Genomic DNA, 17,037 nt, shown 5'->3' with positions numbered 1-17,037 from the left:
GCTTCAAAGAAATGACCGTTCATATCACCAAATCGGGCGAAGGCGACAAAGTTCAAACGCGCGAAACGGTGTCGGTTGAAATTGACGAATCGAAAGTGAGCGCGGATGTCAAAGCCCAGTGGGCCTCCCGCGGCATTGTGGCCGAGGGCGGCGTTTATTCCGTCTCTTTCCGAAAGAACGACGAGGGGCGAATCGACACGTTGGCGACGTTGAAGGCCGACGCCGTCATCGGCGGCCAAGCCACCGGCGGGGTCATCGATAAAACGATGGTCATCGACGGCACCAAGCGGGACGTCAAGGCCATCGAACTGGGCAACGGTCTCTGGCGCATCGTGTCCGGAGCGGAAACGACCACCGGCAATACCTTCTTCGCGCGCGAACGAAAATTGGTGGAAGGGGACTTTTTTGATCGGGTGAAAGTGACGCCGACCATCGTTTACGAGGAGGGCGGTCGAGCGACCACCGTTGCCTTCACGGCGGAAGCCGCGAACCCGGGCGGCAAATTCGCCTTGCCCGCGCTTCCGGGACAGATTTTCCGGGGAGGAGCCGTTGAATATAACACGATCACGGGTCAAGTCACCTCCTCCGCCGGCGCCGAGCGTCTGACGGAGGTTCGAAAAGACGGCACGACGTTCCACATCGTTCAACAGTCGAACCGGCTGGGCGGGTGGACGGCGGTTCAAAGCCGACCCGGGTTTATTTTGGGCGGGGACTTCCGTCCCACCGACGAATTGGCGCTTTTCGCGCAAAACGGGCTCGCCGGCGCCCGCATGAACATCGATGGGCAACAGGTAAAGATTAAGTCCTCGGGCCTGGTTCAAGACGGACTGTTGCAGTTGACCTTCTCGGAAGGGATCAAGGACCGCGAGGGGAAATCCATAACGGCCGTCAAATTGACGGCGTCCCTCGAGGTTTCCTCCCGAATGTACGCGGTGACCGAACCGACAAAGATTAACGGGATGAACGTCACCCCCACGAACCGCCTGGACCTGGACCGCGGTCCCCAAGGGACGAACGGCGGCGGAACGCCGTCCGAGGGGCTTTATCCGATCAAAGGGAATGTGCCCCTGGGAAGCCCCATGTATCACTCGTTGGCGAACGGGGTTCCCGGCGCCGAAGATGGGTCCGATCCTCGCGAATGGGGCGAACCTTTAATGGCCAGGACGCAACTCCAATCGGGCACCCCCAGCGCCGCCCTGGCCTTGGATCGATCGCCGCACCGAACAGCGGCGCGGCCATCGTGGAAGTGAATCGCGCGGGCACCGTGACCGGCGTCACCAACGCCAAAATCGACCTGACGGCTTTGGACACGACGTCGGCCAACTTCAAAGGCAACGTCCGCGTTGCCAGCATGGACGGCATTTCGCCTCTTCCCGAAGCCGACGGCCGTTTCAAAATTGAATCGGCCACCACGCTTCAAATTCGGGACAACGCCGGCGCCTGGCACGACGTGACCGCGGCGGCCGGTGGGACCATCACCATCACCGCCGGCGGCGCCGTGTTTGAAGGGCACGCCGCGGCGAACGCCGACTCCGCTTTGGCCGTGAAACGCGGCGGCGAGAGCGGCGGTTCCTCGGAACGGCGGACAAAATCGACGCGGTTCTCCACATGGACCGGCGGACGGACACCCACGATTTCGTCTCCGGAACGGTTTACATTCGCGGCGAGCAGATCGCCTTTCAAGGCGGCAAACTCGAAGTCGTCAACGCCAGGGCCGGCAGCACCATCATGGGTTACACGACCCTGACGGACGTCGAATCCTTCACCCTCAGCCCCAAAGGCGAGATCGGCGGGTTGGGTGTCGGCGAGCGGGTGAAACACGCCAGCGGATTGGTCTTTGGCGGAGTAGAAGCCGCCGGAAAAACCAACGCCAATACCCCTTCAGCCCCAACGGGGAAGGGGGAGGTACGGGTGGACGCCAACGGGAACGTCAGCCTCACGGCCCCGACCGTCCAAGTCACCGCCACGCGCGTGGTCACCGTGCCCGTGGCGGTCGCGTCCCGGCTTTTGTCGGCGGGGGAAGACGGCAGTATCGACGGCGCGGTCGACACCGGCAGTCAAAACGGTGCGTCGCGCTTTTCCATACCGCTGGAGGACGTTGGTTCGCGGTCGAACCCAGCAACGGACAACTTCGCGCGGCCACAACGACCGACAACATTTTTTCCAATCAATCGACTCAAATCGGCACATTGCAAACGCGATTTACGATCGACGCGAACGGCTTTGAAAAAAGCCGGGCGACGTATTTCGAAGGACGCGAAGTGTCGGCCATGGGTCGAACGACGTCCAATGAAATTCTTTACCGAACCACGGACGCCAAGGGCCACGAGAGGCTTCTCGTGGTCGGGGAAAGCGCCGCGGACGGTCAACCGGCGCGGGCTCGCTTCGCCACGGAAGGGAACACCTTCACCACGGTCCAGGCCATGGGGAACGGCAAAATCTTTGCCACCGTGTCGGTTCAAAAAGAGGGGATTTCCATGAAGTTCACCACCTTGGAAATCGCCGAAGGTCGTTCGACGCGCGTTATGCAGGTCCAAACGGCCTTCTACGCCGACAACGCCACCAAAGACTTCATCGTCGTTGTTAAATCCGGGTCCCACCTGCAGGCCTGGACGACGGCAAAATCTTCCGACGGCCAAACGATGGTCCTGACCGAAGCGAAGGCGGGCACCTACGACCTTCGGCCCAACGGCAATCCGTTCGGTGTCCGCGTTCACGTTGGCGCAGACGGGGCGGCCACCATGGCCAAGCTGGCGGACCTGGGTGGCGGACGAATCATTGAAATTCGAAGCGACAAGCAATTGGCGGGCCGCGTGGAAGGCGGCAAGGAAGTCGTGTACCTTGGACACGAGGGCAAGATTTACCGTTGGGACGGGTCCGGTTGGACTGACAAAGGGTCCAAAGTCGTCAGCCAAGGCAATCCGCTGGTGTTGAGGGGCGTGGAAGAAAACGCCGGCAAGACCCTTAAAGTGAATGTGCAAATCACGATGACCGCGAACCGCCGTGGCGAACTGTCTCAAAAATCCGAGGTTCTGTGGGGGAATGTCGATCCCAAAACGAGCGGGGCGTTCAGCATGGCGTCGGTCTTCTCGATGGAAAAGTTGGGCGCCAACGGTAAAACCCAAATGGTCAAAGTCAACGCGGATGTCATTTTGACCTTTAAGGACGGCAAACTGAATGGGCAATCCCTGCCGATTCTCGACCGGTCCAAACTGGCCGACAAGACGGCCGTCTATCGGTACACCGCTGCCGATGGAATCAAGTGGGACTACGCCGCGTCCTCCAATAAAGCGGAAATTTCCCGCACCCGGTTTGATGTCGTCCGCGAAATTCCTGTGGGCGACGGCAAAAAAACCACGTTGACGTTCCGTTTCAACAACGGGGCAATTACAAGCGTCGAAGGGCAAAAGGACTTCAAAAACGTCGCTTTCCAAGGTTTGGGCGGAAAAACGAAAATCGACCTGACCATCCTTTCGGCTTCCGTTCACGCCGATTCCGGGCAGATCACCCTCCAAACGCTGATGATCCTGCCGGATGGGACAAAATTCCACTACGACATGCCGAAAAGCGGATCCGGCAAATCCGGCGGCGATTTGCCGCCCGCGGGTTCGGTGAAAGGCGGGAATGGCCGTCTTTTGGTTTCCAACGCGAGCGCGAACTCCGAAGGGAGCTACAACTTCGAGGCGCGGGGCGGCCCCGTTCAAATTGTCGGATCCTTCGCTCTTCGGGCCCTTGAAAACGGGCTCATTGATCAAAAGGAAGTCCAATTCAATCCTTTCACCAAGGGTTCGCAATTGACGGTCTTGGGTGGTTTCACTTACCAAAACACGCAGTTCTTAAACAAGCAAAGCCTGGTCGTGGGAGATGGCCAAAGAATCGCCAGCGTCACCTCGGGCGGCGCTGTACACGACGCCTTCCTCGCGGTGAACGGCTACAACAAAGAAGGTCAAGCGCTCCTTCCCACTTCGCGGATGGTGGACATGGCCGATGCTTCCATTAAAGGCGGGCTTTATACTCTGGACCTTCGGGACGGCCAAGTCATCAAAGATTCCGGCGACGGTCGGTCTGTCCACGTGGCCCGCACCGGCAAGGACGACTTCACCGTCGTCAGCATCAACCGGAACACGGGCCGCGCCGAACTCTACACTCTGGAAAAGACGGTTTTCGACGGAATCAACCCCTTGAATAAGTTCGCCAAGGCGGAGGACGCTAAGTTTGTCCGTGACGATGACAACGTCAAAGTGTTTGATCGGATTGGATTGACGTCCGACAGCCGCGCCGGCAGCAAGGCTTTCGCCGGAGACGATCTAAAGACGGCGAACACCCGGCTCCAGATCGCGGGATATCAAGGCGTTTCGAGCTTGAATCTGGATCGCCGGGGAGATTTGGTCTTCCACTCGACCAGCGAGACCGGCGATGTGCGTCGAACCGACACCAGTTTGCGGTTTGACGGAGTCGAAGCGAAATTCGACCAAGTGGGTCGAAACGAGAATGGATTGGCCGTTCTTTATCGCAACGAATCGGGCAAATCCGTGACAATGACCGAAAACGATTCCAACGGGGTGAAATTTTTGTTGGTCGAAGGCTCGGACGTGAAGGGTATTTTTGCCAAAGGGTCGTTGACCACATCCATCACGGGCGATAAAACGCTCGGAGACAACGTGCGACTCCTCGCCTTTGATCAAGGAGCGGACGAAAAGAGCGCTTTTGCCGTTCGGGCGCGACAATACATGGGCCTTTCGGACGGTTTGATCGTCCGAACGGGCGCTAAAGGGGAAACCGTGCAAGTCCTGGCCACCGCCGATGTGGAACGGAACGGCCATCTCGCGAAAGATCTCGAACTCCGCGGGTTCACGCTTGCCGACGGCAATATTTACCGGGTTATCGGAGCCGGAACCGCCGTTCGAGCGTTCAATGTCGGCCAGCTGGAATTCAATGGGGCCGGCGGTGTTACGGGCATTAAAAATCTCGTCGTTTACGAAATCACGAAAAACGGTGAATTCGCAAAAATCGACACCGTGGCGCACCTTGGCGCCGGGCCAAGGCGTCGTCCTTTCCAAAGAGGAACGCGTTTACATGCAGGGCACCGAGTACACCGGGCGCTATAACGAATCTTATACGCGTCAAACCTACGGCCGGGTTGCATCGGCTGAATCCAAAGTCCATGCCTCCTTCGCTTATTTGAACGCCAAGGGCGGAGTGGAGGAATCGCTGACCGACACGAGCAAGCCGGGCCTTTTCAAATCCGCCATGAATTGGGTCCAAGACAATTCTTGGGGGGTGGGCGGCGGCGTGGCGGGCGTGGCGGCCGGAATTGTCGGTGTGGTGGTGGTCGGCGTGGCCTCCATTCCCATCGCCGTGGTGACCGTCATCGCGATTGGCATTACGGGCTTCAGCATCGGCGACAATTACCAAGCCTTTAGCCGGGATTACATCACGGGCAGCCAATTTGCGAAGAGTGTTGCCTTCGATGTCGGAATTACGGCCGCTACCCTGGGGGCCGGGAAAATCATTGAAGTGACCGGACGCGGGATCACCGCCGCCTTCACCGCCGCCGCCGCAAAATTCGCGGACGGCAACAAAGCCGCCCTCTTAATGAAGATTGGGCTCGGGGACCGTTTCGGATTGGCGTTGGCCGGCGTTCGAACCGTCGATGGAATGGCCGAAGTCGGCGTGATTTCGCGCACCGCCACCGGGGCGGAGAACATGACGCAGCTGGCCCGGTTTGGGTTTCGAGGCGCGGCCGACGTGGCCGCTTCCCTCGGATTGAAAACAGCCGAAGTCGAGACCACACTGGCCGCGACCTACGGAATGACCGGAGAGGTAGTTCTGCAAGGCGCCAAGGGACTGGGCGGGAAAGCCTTCGCCTACACGAATTCCATCGGGTGGTCCGCCACGGCGCGGTCCCTGGCCGCTTCGTCCGGGGAGTTCTTGTTGAATCCGGTGAGCGGATCCATGTCCCGCCTCTTGACGCGCGTCGGGGAGGGCACTTCGCCCTTGGCCCGGCTTGCGGCCAGCCCGACCGTCAGTTTCTTGGCCAACGTTTCGGCCAGCATGGCGAAAAACGCCGCGGTTTGGGGTTATCAAGGATACATCCCCTTCACCGACATCAAGATGAACTACGGCGGCTTGGGTTCTGTCCTTGGTGTCGAGGCGGGTTCCACCGGCCGGCATATCCTCGACATGGCGGTTATGGCGCCGTTCCTCTTCTCGGGACTCGCCGCGCGCGAGGGCGAGGGTTTTACGGCCTTCTTCTCCGGCAACACCATTAAAGCGGCCGGTCGCACCTCGGCGGCGGATTTGGTCATTACCTCCGAGACGCGGGCCTTCTTCCAAAATCTGGTTTCCGGCGGGACCACTTTCCTCTCCGCTCAAGCCCGTAAATTGGGTGGGGAAGTTTACACGGGCCTCGTCACGGCCGTTCCGCGTTCCTTCAACATCATGGCCGACGTCGCGTTGTTCAATGTCTTGGTGTCGGGCGTGGGCGGCACCATCAACACGCTAATGGACGGCGCGCCCATCGTTGTCATGGGCGGCTTGATCACCATCGGCAATTACGATAATTTCGGGAGCGCCGTGCGCCAGGTTTCAAGCATGGTGTCCACGCAGCTGTTCGACCCGCACATGATGACCTTCTCCGCGTTGGTGGGAGTGGGGCATCCGGTCCTGGGGCCCTTGTTCCAGGCGATTCCGTTCTTCGGACCGCTCATGAAGCAAATCGGGCAAGCGGAAGTCTTCATCGGCGGCCGGTTCGCCGAAGGGAAGCTCGGACGCATGCAGGCGTTTATTTACGAGGAAGGTTTCCAGGAAGGCATCGCCCAGTCACTGGTGTTGGACCACGTCTTTGATTCGGGGTCCATGGCCAGCGAGGTGTCCCAGGAAATGTTCGACAAACGGGGGCGCCATATCTCGGCGGCGCATTCCTCCGTCGGTTTCGTCAACAGCCATCAATCCGTGTTCCAGGCGTTGAACCGGTTTGAAAGCGGTTCCGGGTCCAAAGCGGACGTCAGCGAAGCGCTGGCGACCGCCACCGGAATGAGCGATTCCCAAATCGCTGCGCTCTGGAATTCCGCCGAGACCAACGCCACGACGCCGGAGAGACCCTCCAACGCCTTCATGGCCTGGGCCACCCGCAACCTCACCGAACCCACCTCCGGGTTCGCCTTCCGGGAAGGCGTGGCGGATCGGTTGTCCAGCGAAATTTTGGCCGCGAACTACGGCGTGTCGCCCGAGGCGATTCACGGCGTCCTGACCGAGGACATGAACGAGGAGGTCTTCAATACGCCCTCCGCGCGCGCCCTGTACATGGAATCCGCCGCCCAACTCATGCAGACCAACCCGACGCTGGCGGCCGGAAACCCCGATGGGGCGACCTTCTTCCAGCGCGCCGCCGCGGCCGGCGACGCCCTGACGGCCACGCCCGAGGGCGCCCAGCATTTCGGACGCTACGTTCGGCTGGCCTTCGCCGCGTTGCCCAACACGCCGACTTTGGACAGCGCCCTGCGCTCCTCCATTAAAACAATGGTCTCCAGCGCCGATCGCTTCCCGGGCCTCAGCACGTCCGTGACGTTGGCCCGCATGACCGCCGCCCTTTCGAATTTGGCGGGGGAAAAGAACATCGACAGCGCGCGCTTAACAACCCTGGTGCAGCCACTGATCGGCGCACTGGGCGAGTCCCTGACCGCGACGCCGGTCAACGCCGATTTCGCGGCCAATTCCGACTTGGTGCCCGCCTTGTTGGCCGCCGGTGAAATGCTCCGAGGACAACCGGTGCTGGAAGTCTCCTTTGCCGGCGTGTTGGCCCAAAGCCCGGCTCTCTTGGAAGCTTCCCGCGGCTTGGCGGACAGCGAAACCGGCAAAACTCTCGCGCACCACATGCTCCGCGGGGTCGATCAAATGACGCCCACCCTGTTGTCGCGCACGGGCTGGTGGACGCCCAAGACCTGGCGCATTTCATTGAATCCGGCGCCGCTTTGGCCCTCGTGGGTTCGAACTTTGACCACGCCCGATCCATTGCGTTGGCCAACGGTTTGACGACCCTGGCCGAAGGCCTCGGCGTTACCGAATCCTCGGCTCTCACGGCCCTGCACGCCCTTCAAACCAGTCCGACGGCCGCCTCCGTTGTGCTCCCCTCCCGGGCCTCGGCCATTCGTGAAATGAACGGCCTGCGGGATCGACTGACACTTCTCGACGAGCAATCCCTTGCCGCCCGAGGGGCGCGCGTCACCTCCCAACGGGCGGAGAAAACCGCCGATCTCATGGGGTCGAACGTGAAAGCCCTCCAGTTCGCCTCCAAAGAAGTGGACAAGAGCGCCCTCCGAACCGGCGTCGATTGGATGAGGCGAAAATCGGCGACTCTTTCGTGGGGAACCACCACGTTGAAGGCCAGCGTGAGCGGAGCCGCGGTTGCGTTCTCGGCTCTGGATTTTTCAACGACCTTCGGCGCGTTGAGCGCGGCCGGGGCCGTCGCCGGAGCCTTGTATTCGGGCGCGCAATTCGCCCTGAAGGTCGGCGCGCCCGTCTTCCGGGCCGCGGCCAACAGCCTTTCTCGAACCAACGCCACCCGACTTTACGCGGGATTGGGCGAATCCATTCGCCCGGACAACACACTTCTCTCGGAACGGCCTCGGAACTGGCCGACACGACCGGGGCCTCGTGGCACGAAGCTCGCGCCCTCCTCCGGGCGTTCGGGCTCCGCGAAACCTCGTGGCAGGACACCCTGAGCGGGATGGCCGGCCAAATCCATCAGACCATTGAATCCGCCAAAGGCCACGAAGTCACGGCGGCTTTGCAATCCCTCCAAACGGTGGAAGGCCAATTGACGTCGCTGAAGGCCTACGCCCACCGCGCCGACGCTTCCAAAGAGTCGGAAATCGACCAATTGATCATGACAGCCCGGTCCGCCCGAGCCGCCGTGGTGAGAAACCAACCCGTCTCCGACGCGGAGATTGTTTCCGAACGGACCATCGAGCGCCCGGCGGCCAGTGACCGCGTGGTCGATTTAACGACCGCGGATCAGGCAAACCCCTCTGAAACGATGTCGGCCGGCATCGCCCCGCTTCTGGCCGCCCCGGTAAGCCAGGACAGCCGATCCGTCGATCAGGCTCAAACCATCTCCGAAACCGTTCACGCGAGCGAAGCGGCGGCAAGCGCGCCGCTTTCTTTGACGGCATCGCAAGACACCACAGGGGAGGCGACACAAATCCAGGCCCCCACCTCCCGGAACGCCGGACGACGGTCGCGACGCAATCTGACGGAAGGGCAGAACAACGGCGCGGAAGAACAAACGGTGGGGTCCAACAACCCCGCCAACGTCGATCCGGCCGCGGGGGACACGGAGGGAACTTCGGTGGAATCCTTGATCGCGGTCCAAAAAGAGGTGGGAGAACAGGATTCCGCGAAAGCTCACACGATTCAGGCCGGCGCCACGCGATTTAACATCTTTGAGTCCTATTTGGCGCCCCTTCAAAACGGCAACCGCGCGCAACGGGCCCTGTATTGGGCCATGGGCGGGCTGGTGATGCCGGTGGTTGAAGAAACGGTCTTCCGCTTCGCCGCCTTCGCCGAAGCCGGCCAGGCCCTCTTCGGCGGCGCCGGGTTTAACCTGGCCTCCGTGGCGGGGGACACCGTGCTCTTCGGCGCCCTTTTCGCCGGACTGCACTCCGTGGTCGAAATGAGCGTGATTGCCCGTCAGAGCGGCGGGGGGATCAAAGGCTGGAGGTCCGCGCTGACCGACCGGTCCGTTTGGTCCAACTTCGGCCAACGACTGGTCTTCTCGGGCGCCATGACGGCGGTTTATCTGGCCTCGGCGGCGGTCTTCGGCCCCGTGGCGGCTTTGGGCGTGTCGGCCCTGGCGCACGGACTCTTTAACTTCTCTGCCATGACCCACGGGGAAACCCCATCCGGCCTGAACACGGGCCGGTCCTGGGGTCGCACGGTGGCGGCGTCCTTGGCGCTCTTCTTCGCCTCCAACACCTCGGCTTTGGCCAACGTGACCAGCCCCGACGGCGAAGTGGCCTCCGTGGTCCGATTGGATGCGAACGGCCGGGTGATGGACGTGGCGCCTCTCCGCCGCGCCACCAACGCCCCTCATTACACCACGGTCTCTCCCGGCGACATTCCGGCCGGCTCGATCGCGGCGCACTCGCACCCGGAGACCGGATCCACCTGGCCTTCGATCACCGACCTGTTCCAAAAGGTCAACGGCGTCATGCAAGGCATCATTTTGAGCGCCGACGGTCGCTGGACGCAGTACCACTTGATTTTGGACGGCGGCGACGGGGACGATAAAACACGCGGCGCCTTGAACGCGACCCCCGTCATCTCCGCCGATCGGACGAGCCCAGCGAACGGTCTGTCCGTTGACGCGGCCGTGGAACGCGGATCGCGCGCCGGTCTGAGTCTCGCCTTCGTCCAATTGATCGACGGCCGGGTCGGATCGGCGGCCACCGCCGAAACCTTGATTCCCGTGGAGCGGTACGTGGCGAACGCGGTGTTGAACGGCGAACCCATGCCGGCCAACGCCGAACACACGCCTTTCTTCGACAAAGTGCTCTCGAGCCTCCAACGGGGCGTCAACTCCCTGGAGGAGGACCTGGCGGCCAACCGGCTGACCCTCGAGGAACTTCGCCGTCAAGTCGACCAATCTCAACGCGCGGTCCAGGGCAACCCGATGCTTCAGCTTCACACCGCCCGGGCGTTCCTGGAAAAATCGCCCTTGGCGCCCTCCGCCGCCTACGCGGCGCTGGCGAAGGACACCGAACGCCTGTCCGCCCTGCGGGCCCTCAACGTTGACAGCGTCGAGCTGGTCACGAACGCCAACGACTTGAAAGCCAAAGCGGCGAAACTCAAGGCGGCGCTGAACCAAGCCGCCGCCGAACGCATGCTGGCTCGCCTGGTGAACGAGGCGAACGGCCGGGCCGTGGATCTGAACCTCTTGGGCAAACACGCTGAATTCACCGAAGCCACCCTGACGGACCTGGGCAACAAAGTCTTCCAGCCGCTTTTCGCCCGCACCCTGGGCCTCCCGGCGAACACCGTCTTGCCGGAATTGAGCGTCACGTGGTCGCCGACGCCCTCCAAAGCCAACGCCGCCCGGGCCTGGATGGTCAGCCGATGGGCCAACAACAGCGTCCGCAACGAGGTGGAAATTCGCGGCACGGACCAACTGTCCATCACGTTGGCGCTCCTCCACGAATCGGCCCACGCCGTCTTGATGGCGGCTTGGGGACGTCCCATGAGCCAGGAACGCCTCGATATGGAAGCCCTCGCCGGCGCCTTGACCGGTCTGGCGCTCGAGTCGCGGGCGGTTCTGCAGCCGCTGGCCCAATTCGAAGAATCCGAATCCCGCTCCTTTGCGGGCCACAACCGTCCCGAGCTCTGGCGGGCCCGTGAAATCGCCCACGGTCTCCTGGCCAAAGCCTTGGCCCTGGGCGCCGCCAAAGGCCGCGAAGTGCGCGCGACCCTGGCCGCCGCTCAACAGGACGGCGGTCTCTTGGCCATGGCCTTGGGCGTCGGGTTGGGCAAAACATCGACCAAAGCCACCGAACCCCTGCTGTTCATGGTTTCGGCCTCGGACCTGATCGCCCGCGGCAAATTGCTGGAGGACGCGGTCAAGAACCTGGAAGCCTTGGCCCAGCAACTCAGCGACACTTCGGAAACCAAGGAGTACCGGGCCGTCGTGGTGAACAACCTCGGCCAGCGTTTGGGCGACTGGAAGAAAATCACCGCCCGACTGAAAGGCAAAGGCGTCCTGACCATCGACAAAGCGCCCGCGGGCGCGGTGCAGGACCGGACCAACAAGGTCGTCCTGGCCCGGCTGATGCCCGCGCTGCCCGGCCTCCTGGGCCTGTCCCGCAGCGCCAAACTGCGCATCGCCATCCTCACCGGCGCGCAAGAAAGCTGGATCGCCGACAAGGATCAAGTGCTCTTCTTCATGAAGCTCACGATCAGCGAGTTCGTGGACAAAGCCTTCGAGGCGATGAAAGCCGCCGGACGCAGCGCCTAAGCTGTCGCTTTAACCCAAAGCCCCGATCCGCGCCTTCGCGGATCGGGGCTTTTGTTTTGCGGGAGTTCGTTGAACCGCGATCGTCCCTGGACCTCCCCGCTTCCGATGGACCCGAGAACCGGCCGGATCGGGGACTCCAGGGATGTGATGGGCGTTGTTTCTTCCACGCGTTCGATGGCCGCCGGGTTTGGTGATGGAATTGGGTGAAACGACGGCGTCCCGAGCGACGTGACACGGACCGAAGATAGCGCCTGTGAGAGGAGGGAACGGACATTGACGCGATTGCTGCTTAACCAATTTCCCGACGCGGCGGGGCGTGGCCTTTCGGACCGTGGAGGGAAAGGAAAGCCGATCCCAGAGGGTCTGATCGAAAGCCTGTCGAGGCGGTCGACCGGGGATCCATGGGCTTCGCCGGGACCGCGGGCGAAGGCAGGCGGCGAAGGGGTTTAGATCAGGCGTTGGTTTGAATCAACAGGTCCGTCTGGATGGCGTTAACGGTTTCCTGCAACAGCGGAGAGCGGCCGGGCAAACGCAGGGTTCGCCCGGTTCCATCGGGGGAGAGATCGCGAATCATCCGGGCCGCTTCCTCCGGGCCGAACATTTGCCGAAGGTGTTCCACAAAAACCGCCGCCGCGACGCCCTCCAATAAAAGGTCCTGTTCCACCGAAATGAGCCGGGCCAATTCGCCGCTAAAAACGTCGGACCGTCCAGCCGCCGCCCACAGAGTAACGCGAAGAGCGCGGCCACTCCCGCCCCCGGACCATCGGGCGATCTCGGTTTTTAACGCTTCGACCGATACCCGCCGACCGCTGGGAGCGTATTCGATGGCGCTCGCCCGAGTCAAGCCGTCGTATCCCATCGCCATGATCTGGGTTGAAGGAAGACCCCACCGATCGGCTGGGAGAAGCGATTTTACCTGGTCCGTGGCATCCTTTTCAGACACCACGACAACCATGGCGCGGTTTTCGTCATTCCCTTGCCCTTGTTGCTTTAAAAGCGATTGGATTTCATCCGGAACGCCGGTCTTGACCAACTCCGCGTCCAGGATGTAAACCTCCTGAGATTCCATCGAAACGGGACGAAGAAAAAGGGCCTCGTTGGCCGCTTGCCCGCCGGAGAGGGGGCGAAGACCAACGTTTAAAGACGCGGCTTGCACCCCGCCCCCTTTTTTCCATATTTCCCGGCCGGCGGGGGAGGGGGGATTCGACGGCGGGTCGGAGAGATTAACGACCAACATCCGTTTAATGGCAAGAATTCCAGCCCGAGCGGATTCCAGCCTTTCGGCATCGAAAACGGATAATTCGTTGGATTTCCAACCATCGCCCCTCATCTGTTCCATCGCGGCGGCCACTGAATCTTTCACCGGCGTTTTGCCGCCAACCAAATCGGAAGTCACTTGATTTAGCCGCGCCTCCGCCACGGGATTAATGGCGAAGGAAACCGATCGAACCAAGCCCGCAAACTTAGCGGCCGGAGAAATGGACTGTCCCCTATTTCCCCGATCCGGCCCCTTCGCGCTCGCCCCCGGATTGCCCGTGAAAGGATCGGCGATACCCCCGCCCCGGATTTCATTTTGAATCATGAACTTTTCGGCCCAGTCGGCCAGGACTTTAAAGCCGCGTTGTCCCGCCTCCCCGCCGTTCCAGCGGGCCTCCCAGAAACGATAGGCGTTCCCGGAAAGCGAGGCCGATAAAAGCGGGAATTGCGCAACAAAAGTCCGGCCCGACAGGGGGGCATCCGCCGCCCCCGCGATGCCCTGCGCCAGAGGCGTATTTTTCAGTCGAGTGGGAAAGGTGACCGATTCGAAGAGTAACGCCAAGGCCTTCGAGGCAACGTCCGCAAAAACATCCTTGGACAACCGCTCAAAACCGCGCAACGCCTTTTGAGAGAGAAGCGTGACGTTAACGCGCGGACGAATCGAACGGAATGCCACAACGCCCAGGAACAACAAGACAGGCGCCAAGGCGGCCGACGAAAGCGTCAAGACGTCGGGGACCGACGGGAGCAGCGTGGCCGCGCTGGAATTGGACGAATAAAAAAGGCCGGGCAGGAGGGCCGAAAAGGTTCCGCCCATGGCGACACTGGCCGATGGCGGGGCGGAGGAGCGGTCGAGGGGCCCCTCCGACCCGTCGTTCCCATCCGGCGTTCGGAGGGCGTTCAAAGCCTCCTCCACGTTCGAAACGATCAAATAGGTGACGGGATAAGAAATGTTTTTTTGAATTTCGGAATCGGTTAGAAATTGACGCATTTGCACCGGCGTTCCGGCCAGGTTCAACGCTCCGAAACGATCGGATTCGGCGAGGAGACCGTACCGTTGAGCCTTGGTCGACAGGAAGGCGTTTAAAGCGATCCAGGTTGAATCCTCGGCCGTCGGAGAAGACGGATTTCCCACCGGTTTCTTCTGCTCCACCGTGATTCGTTGAAGACCGTTTTCCTCGATGATGCCTTTCAAATCCGGCGACTGAATGAAAATCGTTTTAATCAATTCCTCTTTGTTCCCCACGGGCAGGATCACGGTGGAAGCCCGGTCCTCCAAAGCCGCGAGAATTTTTTCCTTCAACCCCGATGGGATAGACTTTCCCTTCATCGTCCACCTGACCGGTCATCGCGTAGTCCTGACGCAACGGCCTCCCGGTCAGGGCGGAATAAATGGTCGCCACGAAACCGATTCCCGCGGAAGGGCCGTCTTTCTTGACGTCCCCCGGCGAAATATTGATCAAGACCCGTTGGCCTTTCATCGCGGCGGGGGGCACGCCGAGTCGGGTCGAGTTTTTCCGTAAAAAGAGAGCGCGGTTTCAATGCTGAACAGCATGTCCGCTTGGAGTTGGCCGAAATTGACAATTCAATGGGCGCATCGGGGTCGGGGCCGGGACGCGCGTCCGCTTGGATGTTGATGGTCCCGCCGCCGCGGGGGGAAACCACCAGCCCCACCGCCTCGCCCACTTCGGAAAAGGAACGAGCCGCGATCCCCCGGCGGGGGAGGCCCATGTAACCGCGCAGGGATTCGGGGGTGAGCACCACCGGTCGACCCCCGGACAAGTACACATCGGTGAGGACGCGCTTCATCAGACGCGTTAATTGTTTCCCCAGTTCGCGGACTCCCGGCTCCTGGGTGTAACCATCGACCAACAGGGTCATCAATTCCTGGGGGTGGGGAATTTGGACTTGCTCCGCGGCCACACCCAAGTCGCGCAACACGCGCGGCAAAAGCTTTTCGGTCCCGATCGTAATCTTCTCAGCCCGGTCGTAGGCGGGCAAGCGAACAATTTCCATCCGATCCTTCAACGGTTCAGGGATTTTCTCTTCTTCGTTGGCGGTGGCGATAAAGAGGACTTCCGAAAGATCCACGTCGCCGATGTTGTGGTCGGTGAAGTGCTCGTTTTGCTCTTCGTCCAACGCCTGCAGGAGGACGTCGGCCGGATTGCCCTGAATACCGGAGTCCATTTTCTCAATTTCGTCCAAAAGGACCACGGGGTTCTTGACCTGAACTTTCTGAAGCGTCTGGACGATGTTCCCGGGCATGGCCCCCTGATAGGTGGGCGAATGTCCCCGGATTTCCGCCGGGTCCCGGGTGCCCCCCAGAGGGACGCGGCCGAATTCGCGGCCCAACGCGCGCGCGATGGATTCCCCCAAAGTCGATTTTCCGACCCCCGCGGGCCCCACCAGGCAAAGAACCTTGCCGGTGCCCCGTTTTCCGTGCCGCTCCCGCTGGATTTGTTCGGCCAAATAGTCGGCGATCTCCTCTTTCGCTTCGTTCATGCCGTAATGACTTTCGTCCAAGTGAAGCCGCGCGCTCCGCAAGATGGCTTGGCCCGCGCGCCGATATTCCTTTTCTTGGGCCACCGGGTCCAACTCGGCCAACGGCGGAAGGGGGCTTCGGGTGCGTTTCAACCACGGAAACCGAACCAGGTTCTCCAGCACATCGCGGATGTTGCCGTATTCGTGGGATCCTTCTTGAGCGTTGTTCATCTGCGCCAGAAGAGCCATGCCCCGGCGCCGGCGGGGGTCCGCAGGCATGCGCACGCGGGCGGCCAATTCCCCGGATTGCATCGCCAACCAGGCCGATTCCAAATCGTCCACCATCAGACGACGATGTTGGCGGTGCGCTTCGGCGGCGCCGTCGCGCAAAAGCAGGGCGGCGAGGGCGAAGTCCACCCTCTTCCCGGGCCAATTTCAGTTCCAGCCAAACCCGCGCCCCGATTCGACCGGGACGCCCGTCCTTTCCAGCGCCGTTACTTCACAATCCAAAGCACTTTGGCGTTGGCGACCTCAGCCGATGCTGAGGAATCCAACGGAAGAAAACAGGAAGGTTTTCGGTGAAATCGGCGTTGGTTTCCTCGCTCGAAAGGAAAACCAGCGGCAGGGGGTTGCGGTGGCTCGCCCAGCGGCCCAAAATACGGGAAAGCGATCGGGCCCGGATGTCGCCGAACCGCGATCGAAATTCGTCCAAATCCATCACAAGCACGACGTCGCTTATTGTTGAAGCGGCTTGCAGCAGGGAGAGGATTTCCCTGCAGCGAGTCGCGGGCATCCACGGGGAAATTGGTTGATTTCCACCCGTGACCACGCGGCGCGGTCGATGGGGGCACACGATGTTTACAGACCGAAACACCTGCCGGTCCAACAAGTCCCGAACGACGCCCGTGGCTTCTTCAAACGTCGCTTGAAATTCCGGCGACAGGTCGGCCGTCCCTTCCGCGTTGTGCAGAGCCAACCGCCCCCGCTGAATCTCGTTTTCGACCGACAGCGACGCCATATAGGCCCGCCAGATCGCGGCAACGCGCTCCGCTTTTTCGTCTTCCCGGGTTAAAACGGCGAAGGAACCGGCCCCCGATTCCTCGATTAATTTGTTTAAGTGCGCGTCAATGATTCCTTCCACTTCCGTTGATTCGCGCTCATGGGCGGGAAAGCCAAATCGTGGGAACGCGCCTTCAAGTAGGTCGTGGTGACAAGGACCGTGTCTCCCAATCTCGCAAAGACCTCGGCGGATCTTATCCAAAGGCGCGCTTTTGGACCTCGGCGGCGGCTTT

At 61.3% G+C, this 17,037-nt stretch carries 9 protein-coding genes; 6 read left to right on the top strand and 3 right to left on the bottom strand.

Annotated elements, in window-relative coordinates:
- The first annotated feature begins 11 nt into the window (after positions 1-11).
- The 6 genes from IPP68_03785 to IPP68_03760 all read left to right on the top strand — a co-directional run bounded on the left by IPP68_03785 (position 12) and on the right by IPP68_03760 (position 12,007).
- Positions 12-1,250: a hypothetical protein gene (locus IPP68_03785; GenBank protein MBL0349484.1), complete on the top strand. Its 1,239-nt coding sequence runs from the start codon at positions 12-14 to the stop codon at positions 1,248-1,250.
- Positions 1,241-1,747, top strand: coding sequence for a hypothetical protein (locus IPP68_03780; protein ID MBL0349483.1), 507 nt, complete (start codon positions 1,241-1,243; stop codon positions 1,745-1,747). Before IPP68_03785 ends, IPP68_03780 begins: the two co-directional genes overlap by 10 nt.
- A gap of 442 nt (positions 1,748-2,189) precedes the next feature.
- The gene (locus IPP68_03775; GenBank protein ID MBL0349482.1) at positions 2,190-5,108 is read left to right on the top strand and encodes a hypothetical protein; all 2,919 of its coding nucleotides are present in this window, start codon (positions 2,190-2,192) and stop codon (positions 5,106-5,108) included.
- Positions 4,996-8,034 carry a hypothetical protein gene (locus IPP68_03770; protein MBL0349481.1) on the top strand — a complete coding sequence of 1,013 codons (3,039 nt, stop codon included), beginning with the start codon at positions 4,996-4,998 and terminating at the stop codon, positions 8,032-8,034. Before IPP68_03775 ends, IPP68_03770 begins: the two co-directional genes overlap by 113 nt.
- On the top strand, positions 7,929-8,723 hold the full coding sequence (locus IPP68_03765; GenBank protein ID MBL0349480.1) for a hypothetical protein: 795 nt from the start codon (positions 7,929-7,931) through the stop codon (positions 8,721-8,723). The genes IPP68_03770 and IPP68_03765 overlap by 106 nt, the downstream gene beginning before the upstream one ends.
- Before the next feature lie 5 nt (positions 8,724-8,728).
- Entirely contained in the window at positions 8,729-12,007 is a 3,279-nt protein-coding gene (locus IPP68_03760; GenBank protein MBL0349479.1) for a hypothetical protein, read from the top strand.
- Between the two features lie 451 nt (positions 12,008-12,458).
- Here the strand turns inward: IPP68_03760 and IPP68_03755 are convergent, their stop codons facing one another.
- The 3 genes from IPP68_03755 to IPP68_03745 form a co-directional block, all read right to left on the bottom strand.
- Positions 12,459-14,594, bottom strand: a complete 2,136-nt coding sequence (locus IPP68_03755; protein MBL0349478.1) for a hypothetical protein — start codon at positions 14,592-14,594, stop codon at positions 12,459-12,461.
- Positions 14,591-16,162 carry an AAA family ATPase gene (locus IPP68_03750; GenBank protein ID MBL0349477.1) on the bottom strand — a complete coding sequence of 524 codons (1,572 nt, stop codon included), beginning with the start codon at positions 16,160-16,162 and terminating at the stop codon, positions 14,591-14,593. The genes IPP68_03755 and IPP68_03750 overlap by 4 nt, the downstream gene beginning before the upstream one ends.
- 82 nt (positions 16,163-16,244) lie before the next feature.
- Positions 16,245-16,886 (bottom strand): hypothetical protein, encoded by a 642-nt coding sequence (locus tag IPP68_03745; protein MBL0349476.1) that lies wholly within the window; start codon positions 16,884-16,886, stop codon positions 16,245-16,247.
- Positions 16,887-17,037 lie beyond the last annotated feature (151 nt).

The sequence above is a fragment of the Elusimicrobiota bacterium genome, from assembly GCA_016722575.1.
In the GTDB taxonomy this organism is placed as follows: Bacteria; Elusimicrobiota; Elusimicrobia; order FEN-1173; family FEN-1173; genus JADKIY01.
The sequence above is the reverse complement of the archived record's forward strand: the minus strand, read 5'-3'. Positions and strand labels throughout refer to the sequence as shown.

Coding starts and splice junctions, on each gene's coding strand:
- IPP68_03785 (MBL0349484.1), top strand. CDS start 12: ATGACCGTTCATATCACCAAATCGGGCGAAGGCGACAAAGTTCAAACG.
- IPP68_03760 (MBL0349479.1), top strand. CDS start 8,729: ATGGCCGGCCAAATCCATCAGACCATTGAATCCGCCAAAGGCCACGAA.
- IPP68_03755 (MBL0349478.1), bottom strand. CDS start 14,594: ATGAAGGGAAAGTCTATCCCATCGGGGTTGAAGGAAAAAATTCTCGCG.